The organism is Paraburkholderia sp. D15 (genome assembly GCF_029910215.1).
In the GTDB taxonomy this organism is placed as follows: domain Bacteria; phylum Pseudomonadota; class Gammaproteobacteria; order Burkholderiales; family Burkholderiaceae; genus Paraburkholderia.
Map to the genome: position 1 here is coordinate 1133740 of NZ_CP110396.1, position 15668 is coordinate 1149407.

At 62.7% G+C, this 15668-nt stretch carries 13 protein-coding genes and 1 tRNA gene; 5 read left to right on the plus strand and 9 right to left on the minus strand.

From position 1 onward, the window contains the following. Positions 1-111: 111 nt before the first annotated feature. Both LFL96_RS24905 and LFL96_RS24910 read right to left on the minus strand, forming a co-directional pair. Positions 112-1020, minus strand: a complete 909-nt coding sequence (locus tag LFL96_RS24905; protein WP_281003359.1) for a LysR substrate-binding domain-containing protein — start codon at positions 1018-1020, stop codon at positions 112-114. 106 nt (positions 1021-1126) lie between these two features. After that, positions 1127-1876, minus strand: a complete 750-nt coding sequence (locus LFL96_RS24910; RefSeq protein ID WP_281003360.1) for a TetR family transcriptional regulator — start codon at positions 1874-1876, stop codon at positions 1127-1129. A 15-nt stretch (positions 1877-1891) separates the two neighbouring features. On the opposite strand from LFL96_RS24910, the gene LFL96_RS24915 reads away from it, so the two are divergent. Next, positions 1892-3040 carry an NAD(P)/FAD-dependent oxidoreductase gene (locus LFL96_RS24915; protein WP_281003361.1) on the plus strand — a complete coding sequence of 383 codons (1149 nt, stop codon included), beginning with the start codon at positions 1892-1894 and terminating at the stop codon, positions 3038-3040. Here LFL96_RS24915 and LFL96_RS24920 read toward each other — a convergent pair. Next, positions 3012-4529: a TonB family protein gene (locus LFL96_RS24920; RefSeq protein ID WP_281003362.1), complete on the minus strand. Its 1518-nt coding sequence runs from the start codon at positions 4527-4529 to the stop codon at positions 3012-3014. The genes LFL96_RS24915 and LFL96_RS24920 overlap by 29 nt on opposite strands. A 197-nt stretch (positions 4530-4726) precedes the next feature. On the opposite strand from LFL96_RS24920, the gene LFL96_RS24925 reads away from it, so the two are divergent. Then, entirely contained in the window at positions 4727-5110 is a 384-nt protein-coding gene (locus LFL96_RS24925; RefSeq protein WP_281003363.1) for an ester cyclase, read from the plus strand. A 19-nt stretch (positions 5111-5129) separates the two neighbouring features. Here the strand turns inward: LFL96_RS24925 and LFL96_RS24930 are convergent, their stop codons facing one another. Next, entirely contained in the window at positions 5130-6686 is a 1557-nt protein-coding gene (locus tag LFL96_RS24930) for a methyl-accepting chemotaxis protein (RefSeq protein ID WP_281003858.1), read from the minus strand. A gap of 223 nt (positions 6687-6909) precedes the next feature. On the opposite strand from LFL96_RS24930, the gene LFL96_RS24935 reads away from it, so the two are divergent. Beyond that, positions 6910-8481, plus strand: coding sequence for an FAD-dependent monooxygenase (locus LFL96_RS24935; protein WP_281003364.1), 1572 nt, complete (start codon positions 6910-6912; stop codon positions 8479-8481). Positions 8482-8553: 72 nt separating this feature from the next. Here LFL96_RS24935 and LFL96_RS24940 read toward each other — a convergent pair whose 3' ends face one another. Then, positions 8554-9297: an SDR family oxidoreductase gene (locus LFL96_RS24940; protein ID WP_281003365.1), complete on the minus strand. Its 744-nt coding sequence runs from the start codon at positions 9295-9297 to the stop codon at positions 8554-8556. 140 nt (positions 9298-9437) lie between these two features. On the opposite strand from LFL96_RS24940, the gene LFL96_RS24945 reads away from it, so the two are divergent. Together LFL96_RS24945 and LFL96_RS24950 are read left to right on the plus strand one after the other, a co-directional pair. After that, positions 9438-10328: a LysR family transcriptional regulator gene (locus tag LFL96_RS24945; RefSeq protein ID WP_281003366.1), complete on the plus strand. Its 891-nt coding sequence runs from the start codon at positions 9438-9440 to the stop codon at positions 10326-10328. Positions 10329-10468: 140 nt separating this feature from the next. After that, positions 10469-10603: a hypothetical protein gene (locus tag LFL96_RS24950; protein ID WP_281003367.1), complete on the plus strand. Its 135-nt coding sequence runs from the start codon at positions 10469-10471 to the stop codon at positions 10601-10603. A 63-nt stretch (positions 10604-10666) separates the two neighbouring features. Here the strand turns inward: LFL96_RS24950 and dhaK are convergent, their stop codons facing one another. From dhaK to LFL96_RS24970, 4 genes are all read right to left on the minus strand, one after another. Continuing rightward, positions 10667-12370, minus strand: coding sequence for a dihydroxyacetone kinase subunit DhaK (gene dhaK / locus LFL96_RS24955; RefSeq protein WP_281003368.1), 1704 nt, complete (start codon positions 12368-12370; stop codon positions 10667-10669). A gap of 324 nt (positions 12371-12694) precedes the next feature. Continuing rightward, a tRNA-Val gene (locus LFL96_RS24960) sits at positions 12695-12771 on the minus strand. 78 nt (positions 12772-12849) lie between these two features. Then, positions 12850-14346, minus strand: a complete 1497-nt coding sequence (locus LFL96_RS24965; RefSeq protein ID WP_281003369.1) for a M81 family metallopeptidase — start codon at positions 14344-14346, stop codon at positions 12850-12852. Next, positions 14343-15665: a Zn-dependent hydrolase gene (locus LFL96_RS24970; RefSeq protein ID WP_281003370.1), complete on the minus strand. Its 1323-nt coding sequence runs from the start codon at positions 15663-15665 to the stop codon at positions 14343-14345. Before LFL96_RS24970 ends, LFL96_RS24965 begins: the two co-directional genes overlap by 4 nt. Positions 15666-15668: the final 3 nt, after the last annotated feature.

A 15668-nucleotide genomic window follows, 5' to 3' on the forward strand; every position in this document is an offset into this window, starting at 1 on the left:
AATCGAGCCGGCCATGCTGTCATTGAATCCCGCGAGGCGGTCTGGCTCAAGCGCAAATTGCGTTCGGTTCGCATGCACCGGCGGAATGTGAAAACCCGCGGCGTACGCGTCCTACGGCCTCGCCTCCCTCACAATCCACTCCATCACCGCGCGCACATCGGCCCGCGGTGAAGCCTCGGCGCCCATCAACCAGTAAGCGTAGTTATTCAAAGGCCCGGACTCCGGCGCGTCGAGTAGCGCGAGGCGTCGATCCGCGATCATCGGTTTGATCAATTCGAGCCGTCCGAGCGCAATGCCTTGCCCCGCCATGGCCGATTGCACAACCTGGTCGTATTGGTTGAAGCGCAGCAGCGCCTTGGGTTTGACATCGCGCCAGCCGACACTATTGAACCAGTCTTCCCAATGCAGCCACGGGCGGCCAGGTTCGTCGAATTCGAGCAGGACCTGTCCGGCTAGATCCTGCGGCGACAAAACCTGTTTGATACCCAGCGCGGGATGCGCGACTGGCCCAATGGTTTCATGAAATAAAAGAACCGCGCTGTCGTCGACAGCCGAAGAAGGACAATAGCGGATCACCAGGTCGATACCGTCGCCGGCGAGATCCAGCACGCGATTGTTCGCGGCGACGCGCAGATCGATGCCGGGATTCAACTCCTGAAAACGCCCGAGACGCGGCAACACCCAGAGTCCCGTCACGCCGATGCTCGCGCTCAGCGTAACCGGCGAACGGCTCTGCGCGACGCGTCGCACCGTGCCGACGGCGTCCTGCAATTGTTGAAGCGCGCTGCTGGCGCTGCGGAAAAAGCGCTCGCCTTCAGGCGTAAACGCGATCGCGCGATGGCCCCGCGTCAGCAGCTTGACGCCGAGGCGCTCCTCCAGGGCTTTAACTTGCCGGCTCAGCGCCGACTGGGTCAAACACAGATCTTCGGCGGCGAGTGTGATGCTCATGCGCCGCCCCACCGCCACGAAGCCGCGCATGGGCTCCATCATGGAAGCGAGAAAAAGAAGCGAGTCCGACATGCCGAGTCTCGTGGAGGAGCAGGAAATAGCTTCCTATCCTACCGGCTTTACGCCGCGTGCACCGACATCGTCGCTACCCGGAATCGCTCGCGGATGAATGGAACGATCAGCGTCCGTGCGTCGTTTCGATTCCGGCCAGAATAAGATCGATGCCGGTCAGAAAGTCACCGCGATCGTCGTGACTCCGTAATCGGCCCGCTACACTGCGAGTAAAAGGAAACTCGTCCGCATCGAGCTCGGACCACATCGTCGCCACTTCATTCAGGAAGCGCGTTCTGTCTGCATCCAGCTCGCGCGCAACGTGTGCATTCGCCGCGTTCTGCCCGCTCACGCCGAGGATGTAACTCAATAGCGCCGACACTGCGCCCCACTCCGCTTTTTTCGGCACGCCCAACGCACGAACCTGTTGGCCAATGCACTCGAAAATACGCACCGTGGGCAACTGTCCCGGCGCACGCGTCAGCGCTGCACCGACCCAAGGGTGCGCGTCGATCGCATCGAACATACCGAGCGCGAGTGCGCGGATCGCGGTTTTCGGCGACGCGTCGAGCGCGGCTGCATTCGATGTCGCGTCCACCGTCCCGGCAATCACGGCATCGCAAGCGGCCGTGAGTAGATCGCTCTTGTTGTCGACGTACCAGTAAATCGCCCCCGCGCCGGTGGCAAGCCGCTCGGACAGCGCGCGAAACGTCAGGCCGCTCTCGCCGCCGTTGTCGAGCAACGCGATCGACGCCTCGATAATCTGATCCCGCGAGAGCGACTCCTCCCGCCGTTGAGTACCACGCGATTTTTTGACCATGTTGCTGCTTGACGTCGATGGAATGTTGTTCCATATTATCATGGAATGACGTTCCATTCATAAGGAAGAGCAATGCATACGCCTATTGCAATCATCGGTGCGGGTCTTGGCGGATTGATGCTGGCCCGGGTGCTTCACGTGCACGGTATTGCCGCGACGGTTTATGAAGCGGATGCGTCGGCTCACGCGCGCACCCAGGGCGGCATGCTCGACATCCACCTGAACAATGGGCAACTCGCGCTCAAAGACGCGGAACTATTCGACGAATTCGTCGCGATCATTCACGCGGGGGGTCAGGCAACGCGAGTGCTCGATAGAAACGGCCAGGTGTTACTCGACGAACCGGACGACGGCACCGGTGGTCGCCCTGAAGTGCCGCGAGGCGCGCTGCGCCAGCTTCTGCTCGACTCGTTGCCCGCCGGCACGATTCGTTGGGGACACAAGCTTATTACCGCGTCGGCGTTTGAAGATGGACGACATCGGCTGACCTTTGCCGACAACTCGACGACGACAACGGATCTTCTGGTCGGCGCGGACGGCGCGTGGTCGAAAGTGCGCCCACTGCTTTCCGGCGCGAAGCCGGCTTACGTCGGCACCTCGTACATCGAAACGTACCTGCACGACAGCGACACACACCACAAGGCGAGCGCCGCAGCCGTAGGCAGCGGCGGCCTGTTTGCAATCGAGCCGGGTAAGGGCATTCTCGCTCACCGAGAACCACACGGTGTTTTGCACACGTACGTGCAGTTGAACAAGCCGCAGGCGTGGTTCGATGAAATCGATTTCACCGACCCTGGCGCGGCGAAAGAACGTATTGCCCGTGAATTCGCCGGCTGGTCTCCTGCGTTGACGGCGCTCATCACCGACGGCGAAACGAACCCCGTGTTTCGCCCGATTCACGCGTTGCCCATTAATCACCGATGGGCTCGCGTGCCAGGCGTCACGCTGCTCGGCGACGCCGCGCACCTGATGATTCCTTCGGGCGAGGGCGCGAACCTCGCGATGTTCGATGGCGCGGAACTCGGCAAGGCCATCGCCGCGAATCCTGACGACAAGGAAGCCGCGCTAGCCGCGTTCGAAGAACAGATGTTCACCCGTAGCGCAGCCGAGGCGGCGGAGGCCGAACGCGTACTCGAGGTCTGCCTCGGCCCGCACGCACCTCAAAGTCTGCTCGATTTTTTCGGCGCCAACCTCACACCCCAGGCCGCAACGTTATCTTGAACACGCGCGGCGCCTGACCGTCTTCATCGACCGGCATCGGGTCCGAGCGTTTGACGGCTTCAAGCGCCGCACGGTCCCATGCACGGTCGCCGCTGGATTGAACGAGCTTCACCGACTCGAGACCGCCCGATGACGCGCAGTGGACTTCAACGACCGCTTCCAGTCCACTCCCCTTGCCGTCCCACACGATGTTCGGGCGAATGCGTTGCCGCACTCTTTCCGGGTAGTCGACTATCTTCGGCGTGACGTTCGCTGTTTGCGTCGCCGGTTTAATGGCCGCGAGATTCTTCAACGTCGTCGACAGCGTGGTCAAATTGCGGCGCTGAGTGTCCAGTTCGGACATCATGACCCAATCGCGCATCGGTTGCGGCGTCTTTTCGAACGCATGCTGGTAAAAGCGCGTGGCTTTGCACCATGCTTCGGGAGAAAGCTCCGCCGATTTTCCGCTCATCAACAGGCCGAGATCTTCCGTTTCGGTGGGATCACGCTTGAGTGCGTCCGCAATCGACGCGTAGAGTGCAACCTGGCCTTGCAGTCGCTGGCCCGCGGTAATTTGCGGCACCGGCGTGCTCTGGGTTGCCTGCTTCATCAAATTGAAGATCGCGTCCAGTTGAGCGCGAAACACGTCGTCGCTCTCCGTGCCCATCGATTGATGACTGGTCGTGATCTTCTGCAGATTTTTCACACCGCCGCAATCGGCGGGCGCGTTATCCAGCGCGTGCGTCGTCATCTGCATGATCCGCTCGCGCTCTCCCGGCGACAGTCTCGCCGTCCCGTCGACCAGAGCCAGCGCACGCGACAATCCCGCCTGCACCACGTTCGGCAAATTCCCGGCCGGCGAAAAGTAATGCTTGATGTCCGGGTCCGACGCGAGTTTCTTAGCCCAATCCTCGAGCATTTTTGCCTTCGGCGATCCAGGCTCAACGCCGAATCTGGCGTACCCGGTCGCGTCGAAAGGTTTCGTCAACTCAAAAGGAACGCCCGCCGCCAGCAGCGATGTATTACCCGTGTTCGCAGACAACGGCGCCCCTGGAAGATTGGCCGCTAACCCGGCGCTCCCCGCCACCGGCGCCGCGTTGGGGCGCGGTAGATCGAAAGAAAAATTCGTCTGGATCGCAACCGCCTTGCTGTCGCTCCCAAAGAACGGCATGCACTGTGCGCGTCGCGCCGCCTGCAACGCCAAACCGTCGAGCAACGTATTACCCGACGACTTCTCGACGACTGCATCGCTAACCTGCCCGTGTTCGTCGATCGATACCCGGACTGCCACGTCGGGATGAACGTCGCTCTGCGCGACAGGCCCCACGGACTTCAGATCGTCCGCGGACAGACCATAGCGGCACTGCGTATTCTGCACAGGCACATACAAAGAGTTTGACGTTATGCTTGCCTTTGCCGTGACGGCCGTGACCATCGTGCCGGCGACAAGCAACACGGCAGCGACCCGACGGGTACGCGAACGTAAAGTCTCGTTTTTGAATTGGCGCATTATTTTCATTGAGCTTTCGAATTAGCGATCGTGGTGTCAATGTCAAATCGTGGAATCTGCCGATCGGATTCGGGTTGAAGAACGGCCGATTGCGAGTGATTCTATATTGAGCACGGTCGCTCGATGACGTTGACGCGACGCCATCTCTCAAGTCGCCGAAAATCGACTCACGCATCGCAGCACAAGGGACAATTGCAATGGACAAGAATCTTTCCGGGATCTATCGCGACTACATTGCCTGCCTGAACAGACAGGACTGGTCGAAGCTGGGTGAATTCGTCGGCGACGACGCAATCCATAACGGCCGGCAGATTGGTTTGTCTGGCTATCGCGCCATGCTTGAAAGGGATTTCCGCGAGATTCCGGATTTGCACTTCGAAATTGAACTGCTGGTGTGCGAGCCGCCACGCATCGCCAGCCGGCTGCATTTCGACTGCACGCCGGCCGGCGCGTTTCTCGGACTGCCGGTGCAAGGCAAACGCATCACGTTCGACGAGAACGTGTTCTACGAGTTTTCCGGCGGCAAGATCCGGCAGGTCTGGTCGATCATCGACAAGGCCGCGGTGGAGCGTCAGTTGTAGCAGCGATTCGTGCCCGCCGTTACGTCTGCTTCAATCGGAACACCGCCACCGCCTCGTCGAGTTGCCGGCTCTGCTGTTCGAGCGAGGCCGCAGCCGCCGACGCTTCTTGCACGAGCGCCGAATTCTGCTGCGTCATTTCTTCCATCTGAATGACGGTGTTGTTCACCAGCTCGATGCCCACGGTCTGCTCGCTCGACGCGAGACTGATCTCGGACATGATGGCCGTCACGCGGCCGACGGCCTGCACGACTTCATCCATCGTCGCGCCCGCACGCGCGACCAGCGCGCTGCCGTCCCTGACCTTGCGCGTCGAGTCGCCGATCAGCTCCTTGATTTCTTTCGCCGCCGACGCCGACCGCTGCGCCAGATTGCGCACTTCGGCGGCAACCACCGCAAATCCCCGCCCCTGCTCGCCCGCCCGCGCCGCCTCGACTGCCGCGTTCAGCGCGAGAATGTTGGTCTGAAACGCAATACCTTCGATCACGCCGACGATGCCGACGATCTCGCCCGAACTGGTCGAGATTGCATCCATCGTTGCGATGACTTCGCCGACCACCAGCCCGCCGCGCGACGCGATACCGGACGCACCGATGGCCAGCTCGCTCGCACTGCGCGCATTGTCGGCATTCTGTCTGACCGTAGCCGTCAATTGCTCGACGCTCGCTGCGGCTTGCTGCAGCGATTCGGCCTGCTGTTCGGTGCGCGTGGAAAGCGCGGCGCTGCCGCTGGCGATCGCACGAGCATCGTGAACGATCGCCTCGGTACTGCCACGCACTTTCTGGACCGTCTGCACCAGACTGTGCTGCATGCCCCGAAGCGCGTCGAGTAGATAGCCCATTTCGTTGTCTCGCTGCACGTCCACCGTGCTGGTCAGATCGCCGGCTGCAATACGGCCAAAGTACTCCACCGCGAGGCGAACAGGCTGCACGATCGCGCCGGCCAGCGCGCGTTGTGCAAGCACGCCGATGCCGAGCGCCAATACGCCGGCGGCCACGAGCGCCCAGAGCATCAGGTGAAAGCGTGCGTCCGCGCTATCGAAACGCCCCTTCTGGCGTTGCACCTGGTAGTTCTCAAGCGCGGTGAGTGCGCTCTGATAATCGGCGAATAACGGTGCCGATGCTTCGCGCTGGGTGCTGAGAAAATCGACGAGGTTCTCCTCGTCGAGTTGCTTCAGCGCGAGCTGGAATACCTGTTTGAGTAACTCGCCCCGTTTGGCTTGCAGCGCGTCGAATAACGGCTTCTCCGTCTCATCCATGTCGTGCAGACTTCGGTATGCGTCCAGTTCGCCATTGCTCTCGTTCAGAAGCGCGTGCAGCCTCGCGATTTCCTTGCCGGCGGGTTTGCCCGCGCTCACCAGTTGCTCGACTTCGCCCAGGCCGCCACGCAGCAACAGCAGGCGCTCCGAACTCGTTTTAAGGTGCAATAGCGACGCCGTGTCGTCGCGATACATTTCGCGCAGCGCCGCATTGCTGCCGTAGAGACCCGCGATGGCCGCGGCCACCACCAGCATCAACAGCAGCGTGTAGCCCGAGATCGTCGCGGCCAAACCGCCGCGAATGGTGATTTTTTTGAGCATGAGCATGGGACCGCAATCGGCAATGTCGACTCCCGCATCTACGGCAAAAAGCGCGGCGCGGATTTTCGGCCAAGCGACATCCATCTAACGAATTCCGACACGACGCGAAAAAACGACCATTCGACTGAACCGTCGAGATCATCGACAATAAGCTCGCACTCGATAGCGCTCACGTCACGACCTATCCGCCTACGTCCCACGATCTGCACGGAACATGACATCGATGCCGGACATTCTGATTGTCGGCGCCGGCCCCACCGGGTTGACGCTCGCTTGCGAACTCGCCGTGCGCGGCGTGCCTTTCCAGCTCATCGACGCCGCTGAAGGCCCCTTTTCCGGCTCACGCGCGAAGGGTGTGCAGCCGCGCTCGCTCGAAGTATTCGATCGCCTCGGTATTGCCGGCGAGATCGTGAATGCGGGCAGCGGCGATCTGCCATACCGTCAGTACACCGACGACGGCGGCTTCCGCGACATCCCGCGCGCCGTGCCGGAGAAGCGGCCGGACGTGCCGTACCCGGTGTCGATCCTGATTCCGCAATGGCGCACCGAGGCTGCGCTGCGCAATCGCCTCGCGTCGCTCGGCGCTCGTGTGAGTTACGGCACAACACTGGTCGACGCGCAGGCAGATGCCAACGGCGTGCGGGCCACGATCGAGCGCAACGGCGACACCGGGCAGATCGAGGCCGCGTGGCTGGTCGGTTGCGACGGCGGACGCAGCACCGTGCGTCGTGTAGCGGGGCTGAATTTCCTCGGCGAAACGCGTGAGGACATGCGCATGCTGGTAGGCGATCTACACGTGGAGGGCGTGGACCGTCAGCACTGGCACATCTGGCGTCCGGCCGCCGGCGGTTTTCTCGCGATGGCGCCGCTGCCGGGCACGGACGCCTTCCAGTTGCAGATCGCCATCGGCCCGAAAGGACCGGACTCGCCGACGCTGGAAGTTTTCCAGCAGATGGTCGAACGCGACACTGGCCGCACTGATATCCGGTTGTCCGCGCCGACGTGGACCTCGCTATGGCGTGCCAATGTTCGCCTCGTCGATCGCTATCGCGCGGGCCGCATTCTGGTGGCCGGCGATGCGGCTCACGTGCACACGCCGGCAGGCGGTCAAGGCATGAATACCGGCATACAGGACGCTTTCAATCTCGGCTGGAAACTCGCGGCCGTTCAGTCCGGCGCCGACAGTACATTGCTCGATACCTACGAAGCCGAACGATTGCCGGTCGCCCGTCATGTGCTGGGTTTGTCGACGCGGCTCGCCGACACCGTGGCTTCGTCGAAGACCGAAGGTCTGGTCGCACGCAACGAAAATACCTCACAGCTTGATATTCACTACCGCGAATCGCCTTTGTCGCGCGAAATGCGCACCGCGCCCGGTAGCGTGCGCGCGGGCGACCGCGCACCCGACGCGCCTGGATTGCTGAATGGACAGCATTCGACAACGCTGCGACTGTTCGACATTTTCCGCGGCCCGCACGCAACGCTGCTGGCATTCGGCGAGGGTTGGAAACCAATACTCGACGCCGCGCTCGCTGCAGCGGGCGACACGGTGCATGCGATCGTCGTGCAGCCGGCCGGATTTTCGCCGTCTCTATCGCTCAACGAAACAGGCACGAATACGAGCGATATTCCGACCTTCGTGGATACGCTGGGTCATGCAAATACGGCGTGGGAGCCGGGCGCACGCGCCCTGTTTGTCGTGCGCCCCGACGGGGTGATCGGCTTTGCGACCGATCAATTGGATATCGATGCGTTGATCGACTGGCTGCGCCTTTCCGGATTGATTGTCCGTTAATCGCGCGGATACGCTATTTCACAAGACATTGAAATAACGCACGCTTTAACGATCAACATCCTTTTCCGTGCATCAAGCCAACCCGCCATTCGCACGCAGAACCTGACCATTCACCCACGCCGCGCTTTCACTAACCAGAAACGACACCACCGCGGCAATATCTTCCGGCTGACCAAGCCGTTGCAGCGGCGGCATGTTCGCGAACGTCTTGATCTGCTCATCCGTCTTGCCTTCGAAGAACAACGACGTCGCGACCGGCCCCGGCGCCACTGCGTTCACGGTAATACGTCGACCGCGCAATTCCTTCGCGAACACATGCGTGAAGGCTTCGACAGCGCCCTTGGTCGCGTTGTAGATCGCATAGCCGGGCATGTTCAAGGCAAGCGTGGTGCTCGAAAAATTGACGATGCGGCCGCCTTCGTTCATTCGCGCGGCGGCTTCGCGCAGCGTGTTGAAAGTACCCCGTACGTTGATGTCGAAAGTCTGGTCGTACAGCGCGTCCGGCGTATCGGCGAGCGGCATGGTCTTCAGCACGCCCGCATTGTTCACCAGCACGTCGATCTTGCCGAGTTGCTGCTCGACAGTCTCGAACATCGCGCGGACTTCGCCGGCAACGGCGACATTGGCCTTGACCGCAATCGCCTTCGCCCCTTGCGCCGCGAGTTCGGCGACCAACGTCTCGGCTTCCCGCGAACTGGACGCGTAATTGACGGCGACGGCAAACCCGTCGGCCGCGAGACGCCGTGCGAGTTCCGCGCCGATACCGCGCGATGCGCCGGTCACGATGGCTACCTGACTGTTTTTGGCGATCGTCATGATGTGCTGCTCCTTGTCGGTCGATGATGCAAAGGTGAGTGGATGAAACGAATCATCGCCGCTATCGCCGCAAAGATAATTGGCACCGAATTGGTATCATCATTCCATTTGCTTTAACAATAGCCTCGGAGTTCGCGGACATGGACCGTTTCCAGGAGATGCAGGTGTTCATCCGGATCGCCGAGCGCGGCAGCTTCACGCGTGCTGCCGACGATCTGCAGATTCCTCGCGCCACCGTCACTAATCTGATGAAACGGATGGAAGAACGGCTTGGGGCTCGCTTACTGGAACGCACTACGCGCACGGTGCGCCTGACGCACGACGGCGAAGCGTTTTACCGGCGCTGCGTACGCCTCGTCGCCGACATGGAAGAGGCCGAGGGTTCGTTTCACAACGTCGCGCCAAAGGGACTGTTGCGCGTGAATGTTCAGGGAACGCTCGCCAAGTACTTTATCGTCCCTACGTTGCCGGACTTCGTCGCGCGGTATCCCGGCATCGAGCTTCATATCGGCGAAGACGACCGGTTAGTCGACCTCGTGCGCGAGGGTATCGACTGCGTGCTGCGAGCGGGCACGCTGCAGGATTCGTCGATGGTCGGACGGCGCGTCGCATCGCTGGAACAGGTCACGGTGGCGAGTCCCGCGTATCTCGCGCAATTCGGCGAGCCGGACACGCTGGACGCACTCGAACATCATCGCGCGGTCAATTACATTTCGAGCAGTTCTGGACGTGCATTGCCACTCGAATTCACGGTAGACGGCGAAGTGATCGAGATGCAACTTCCGTCTCTCGTCTCCGTTACCGGCGCGGACCTCTATGCGGGCGCCGCCATTGCCGGGCTCGGCATGGTGCAGGCGCCGCGTTACCGGGTGGCGGGCGAACTGGCCGCCGGCACGTTGAAGATCGTGCTCGGCGAGTTCCCGCCGCCGCCCATGCCTGTATCGGTGCTCTATCCGCACAACCGGCAGCTTTCGTCGCGGGTCAGAGTGTTCGCGCAGTGGCTGCGCGATGTTTTCGAAGAGGTGAGCTAACTTAAAACATGATGTGAACCTGTTTCGCCCCTTAAAACAGGCCCTTTTTCGCTCGCCAGCCGGGATCGGCAGCCCATGCGATAATTTGATTCTTTCGACGCGGCGAGCTAAGCGCTCGCCGCTGCTTCAGGGTTTTAAGCATGAAACGTATCGCCGCCTTCGCTTTGGCAAACTGGTCCGCCGCGGGCCTGCTTTACTTCGGACAACATTCGGTCGCACTGATCGTCGTCAGCGGTGTCGTTGCACTGGCCGGATTCGATCTGCTGCGTCCTTGATACCGGCTGCGCGTTTGCAGCGTCACGGTGCACGCGTAACGCAACGCGCGCCCCCACTTTTTGTCATTCCTTGAGCGCCACCGCAATCGCCGCGAGCCACAGCGCCACGGCATGCGCGCCGGGGTCCACATGACCGAGTGCACGATCGCCGACATAGCTGGAACGCCCCCTGCGAGGATGCATCGACGCGGTTCGCGCCGCGCCCTCCACAGCGGCATCGACCGCCGCCTTCAACGCCCCGCCTATCTCGCTTGAACTCGACAGCGCCAGCTGCAAAGCATCCGCGGCAGGCTTCAACGCGTCGACCATCGTGCGGTCGCCAGGTTGCGCCCCGCCAAGCTCCATCAATCCCGCCACCCCCGCGCCGAATGCCGCGGCCCAATCCGTTGCCTCGATAGCGCGCGCCTGTTCAAGCGCGACGGCCGCGCGCACCAGCATCACCGCGTAAAGCGGCCCTGATGTGCCGCCGATCACGCGTCGCAAGGTCGCCGACATGCGGCGCAACACCGCATCGGGTGTCGATGCCGACGGATACGTGTCGATCTCGTCGAGTATCGCGTGTGCGCCGCGTGCGAGGCTGATGCCGAGATCGCCATCGCCGACGCGTTGATCCATCTCCGTCAAGGTGGGCTCCGCTTGCAACAGGCACGCGCAAACAGCCTCGATCGCGCGGCGCAACGGCGCTTCGCGCGCGAGCGTCGGACCGCTCGAACTCTCCGGCCTGACGGGCGCGGGCCGCACGGAAACCGGCGCCACGCGGCCGCTCAACGCTGGCCATGCGCTGGTGTGAGACGCGGCATCGAGCCATCGCAAGCGTTCATCGTCCACACGCAACAGCGACAGCGACACGCCCGCCATCTCCAGCGCGCTGAGAAACGTCCCGGCCCACGCGCGCTCGACCTCGATACCCTTTCCGCTCAGATAACGCAGTGCCGAACCCGCGACGACATTCAACTCGCTCGACGGCGTACCGCCCAGGTTGTTCACCAGCAGGACCACGCGCTCGCCGGACTGCAACGACAGATCGTCGACGATCTTCGCCAGCAACCTGCCGACGATCGTTTCCGCCGATGCCATTGCACCGCGCTCCACGCCAGGCTCGCCATGAATGCCGAGTCCCCATTCGATCTCGTCGTCAGCGAGTTCGAAGCCCGGCTTGCCGGCCGCCGGCACCGTGCACGGCGTCAGCGCAACGCCCATCGTGCCGAGCGCCGCCGCCACCTCGCGAGCGATCCGCGCGACCTCCGCGAGTGGCTGACCCGCCGCGGCCGCCGCGCCCGCGATCTTGTGGACCCATACCGTGCCCGCGAGCCCACGACGTCCGGCGTGATCGCCGCTTGCCGTCAACGCGACGTCGTCGGCCACGATCACCATCTCGGTGGGGATGCCTTCGGCTCGCGCGATCTCGGCGGCAAGACCGAAGTTGAAGCGGTCGCCCGTGTAGTTCTTCACGATCAGCAACACGCCCGCCGGGCCGGCGACCGCGCGAATCGCGTCGAGCACGGCGTCGGTGGAAGGCGAGGTGAAGACTTCGCCCGCCACTGCCGCGCTCAGCATGCCGGTGCCGACATAACCGCCATGCGCGGGCTCGTGACCCGAGCCGCCGCCGGAGATCAATGCGACCTCGCCACGCGCGGCAGCGGACTCGGCATCGGCCCGCACGACGATCGTGCCGCCTTGCAGCAGCGAGAGATGGGGATTGAGCGCGGCGAGTCCATCGAGCATGTCGGGGACGACCGAGGAGACGTCGTTGATCAGCTTCTTCATTGCGTCAGCTTCCTTGTTAAAGCTGCCGGCGCTGTGTGACGCGCGCGGCAGTTCTTTCAGTGGCGACCGTGGTGATAGAGAAGACCGGTAATGACAGCGATAGCCGCAATGCGCGTGGCGATTCGGAAAGGCTTAACTGTACCGCGCATTGGCAATAGACGACGCAATGCGCGGCAAGTTCGAATACTCGAATGCCAAAGCTTTGGAAATGAAACGGAGGGAGTGACTACGAAGAACATGGCGTGTAAAAGCAAACGCCGATGCCATATATTGACAGGACAGTAGACGAAAGCGGAACCGCTTTCGTCTACGTCACTGATGCGTTGGTAGGCTCGATTGGATTCGAACCAACGACCCCCACCATGTCAAGGTGGTGCTCTAACCAACTGAGCTACGAGCCTTTAGAGGCGCGAATTATAGAGACTCCTCACGCGAAGCACAAGCCCTGACCTCGCGATATCGACAACCTGTGAGCGCGATCAGTTGGCGAGCGGCCATTCGGTGCCGCTATCCAGCGGATAAACGGGGCGTGTCACGCGCTCGAACGCGAACAGCCCATAGTCCGAGCTCGTCACGCCGCGGCTATCGCATTCCACCAGCGCCGCGCCGATCGGCACGAAAACCGGCCGGCAGTACATACGCGACTTCAGCAGAAGAAAACGCGCGCGGCGCGGATCGATACCGACACTCTCGAACACGCCGAGATCCCAGGGTTCGTGCGTGCGTTCGGTCAGCACGAGCTTCACGGTCCCGGTATCGAGTACGGCGGCACGTCCCATGAACGCGCGCTGTCCCGTATACGTCGGCCCGCTGATCACGTATTCGCCATCGGTCAGCGCACGCACCACGCCCGTGACGGAGACCGGTGGTCGCGGCGTCACCGCGCTACCCGCGATCTTGTTGCCGACGCTCACCGTCACCGTGCTGCCGACACCGGCCGCCATCAGCGCCGCGACGGCCTGCGGATCGCACAACGGCCCGCTGACGATGCCTTCGAGCTTCTGCTTCAGCGCTTCTTCCAGCAGATCCATGGTGTCGCACGTGCCGCCGGACATGCAGTTGTCGCCGTGGTCGAGCAGCAGGACCGGTTTGTCCGCGCCATGCGCGAGTCCGAGCGCTGCCGCTTGCGCGACCGAGTCCGCGAGCGGCGCACTGCGATAGACGAAGTCCTCGCGTTCCGCCCAGATTTGTCGCGCGATACGCTCGGCCGCTGCTTCCGCCTGCTTGAGATCGCCGTTGCCGACAACCACCACGCTGATGCAAGGCGCGGCGATGTCGGCCAGCGAGAAGCCCGACAACACCGAAACGGCAAGCAGACCATCGGCCTCGGCCGCGCGCGCGGCCTCCACCGCGCGTCGCATCGCACCTTCCGCCGTCGCGCTGCGCAGCGTGTGCGTGAGCAGAGGCGGCTGTCGCCAGGCGATCACCGGTTTCGCTTCGCCGTGAATCATGGCGAACATCAGCCGCGCAGCGTGCGCGCCGGTTTCGTACATATCCACATGCGGATAGGTTTTGAAACTGACGATCACGTCCGCGTTGTCGATCATTTTTTGCGTGACGTTGCCGTGCAGGTCGAGCGCAACCGCGATCGGCGCGTGCGGCAGCGCGGCGCGCACGCGTTCGAGCAGATCGCCCTCGCCGTCGTTCGAGTTCTCCGCGACCATCGCACCGTGCAGGTCGAGCATCACGGCGTCGCATCCGGTTGCAGCCGCAACGATCGCATCGGCGATCGCGTCGTACGCGGCAGCCTCCACCGGTCCGCTCGGATTCGCCGACGCGGACACCGGCGTGACGATCTCGGCCTGCTCGCGTTCGGCGGCATCGATGAATGCGGCCATTGCCGTCTGCATGCCCTTGTTGTCGTCGAACGCATCCTGCCCGTAGCTGGGACCCTTGCGGCCGAACGCGCTTAGCGGCGTCGCTACCGGCGAGAACGTGTTGGTCTCGTGGTTCATTCGCGCGATCAGGATTTTCATGCGCGTACGCTCCGTGACGTGGATTGCGTTTCGCTGTCCGGCCTCGTGTCGCGCTCCGTTCGCCGCGCGGCGTTCAGCATCGCTTGCAGGAGCACGTTGCATCCCGCTTCCAGATGATCCGCGCGCGCATCTTCGATCTCGTTGTGGCTGATGCCGTCCTTGCACGGCACGAAGATCATCGCGGCGGGCGCGACGCGTGCGAGATAAACGGCGTCGTGGCCCGCGCCGCTGATCACGTCCATCGACGAAAATCCCAGGCTGTCCGCGCCTTGCTTGACGGCCGCAACCAGGTCAGCGGCGAACGGTTGCGGCGGAAAGTACACGACCGGCTCGACATCGACCGTGATGCCGGCTTGCGCACTCGCCTGCGAACAGGCGGCGCGCAGTGCTTCGTCCATGGCGGTGAGCGTGGCGTCGTCGGCCGCACGCAGATCGACCGTCAGGGTCACGCGCCCCGGAATCACGTTGCGCGAATTCGGGTGCACGTTCAACCATCCGACCGTACCGCGTCCGTGCGGCGCGTGATCGAGCGCGATGCGATTGACCGCATGAATCAGATCCGCGGCGACCAGCAGCGCGTCGCGGCGCAAGTCCATCGGCGTCGGGCCCGCGTGTGCCTCCATCCCGTGCACGATCACGTCGTACCAACGCTGCCCCAGCGCGCCCTGCACAATGCCGATGGTTTTGTCATGCGCTTCCAGAACCGGCCCTTGTTCGATGTGTGCCTCGAAGTAAGCGCCGACCGCGTGCGGCGATTCGCTTTCGCCCGCGTAGCCGATCGCGGTCAGCGCATCGCGCACGGAAATCCCTTCACGGTCGCGTTGTTCGAGCGCGTGTTCCAACGTAAACGCACCGGCAAAAACGCCTGAGCCCATCATCACGGGAACAAAGCGGGAGCCTTCCTCGTTGGTCCACACCGCGACTTCCAGCGGCGCTTCGGTCCTCACGCCCGCATCGGCGAGCGTGCGCAGAACTTCGAGCCCGGCCAGTACGCCGTAATTGCCGTCGAACTTGCCGCCGGTCGGTTGCGTGTCGATATGGCTGCCGGTCATCACCGGCGGCAGATCGTCGCGCAATCCAGCGCGCCGCGCGAAGATATTGCCGATCGCGTCGACCCGCACGCTACAGCCGATCTCCTTCGCCCACGCGATGAACAGATCGCGAGCCTGACGATCCAGGTCAGTCAGCGCCAGCCGGCATACCCCGCCTTTATCGGTCGCGCCGAGTTGCGCAAGCTGCATGAGACTGTTCCAGAGGCGCGCGCCGTCGACCCGCAGATGGGTGGATGCCACAACGGTTTTCGATTCCTGAACTTGCATCAA

What these genes read in the sequence shown, in the direction of transcription:
- LFL96_RS24910 (WP_281003360.1), bottom strand. Translation starts at nt 1,876, where the DNA reads ATGGAACGTCATTCCATGATAATATGGAACAACATTCCATCGACGTCA.
- dhaK (WP_281003368.1), bottom strand. Translation starts at nt 12,370, where the DNA reads ATGAAGAAGCTGATCAACGACGTCTCCTCGGTCGTCCCCGACATGCTC.
- LFL96_RS24965 (WP_281003369.1), bottom strand. Translation starts at nt 14,346, where the DNA reads ATGAAAATCCTGATCGCGCGAATGAACCACGAGACCAACACGTTCTCG.
- LFL96_RS24930 (WP_281003858.1), bottom strand. Translation starts at nt 6,686, where the DNA reads ATGCTCAAAAAAATCACCATTCGCGGCGGTTTGGCCGCGACGATCTCG.
- LFL96_RS24970 (WP_281003370.1), bottom strand. Translation starts at nt 15,665, where the DNA reads ATGCAAGTTCAGGAATCGAAAACCGTTGTGGCATCCACCCATCTGCGG.
- LFL96_RS24905 (WP_281003359.1), bottom strand. Translation starts at nt 1,020, where the DNA reads ATGTCGGACTCGCTTCTTTTTCTCGCTTCCATGATGGAGCCCATGCGC.
- LFL96_RS24935 (WP_281003364.1), top strand. Translation starts at nt 6,910, where the DNA reads ATGCCGGACATTCTGATTGTCGGCGCCGGCCCCACCGGGTTGACGCTC.
- LFL96_RS24925 (WP_281003363.1), top strand. Translation starts at nt 4,727, where the DNA reads ATGGACAAGAATCTTTCCGGGATCTATCGCGACTACATTGCCTGCCTG.
- LFL96_RS24920 (WP_281003362.1), bottom strand. Translation starts at nt 4,529, where the DNA reads ATGCGCCAATTCAAAAACGAGACTTTACGTTCGCGTACCCGTCGGGTC.
- LFL96_RS24940 (WP_281003365.1), bottom strand. Translation starts at nt 9,297, where the DNA reads ATGACGATCGCCAAAAACAGTCAGGTAGCCATCGTGACCGGCGCATCG.
- LFL96_RS24915 (WP_281003361.1), top strand. Translation starts at nt 1,892, where the DNA reads ATGCATACGCCTATTGCAATCATCGGTGCGGGTCTTGGCGGATTGATG.
- LFL96_RS24945 (WP_281003366.1), top strand. Translation starts at nt 9,438, where the DNA reads ATGGACCGTTTCCAGGAGATGCAGGTGTTCATCCGGATCGCCGAGCGC.
- LFL96_RS24950 (WP_281003367.1), top strand. Translation starts at nt 10,469, where the DNA reads ATGAAACGTATCGCCGCCTTCGCTTTGGCAAACTGGTCCGCCGCGGGC.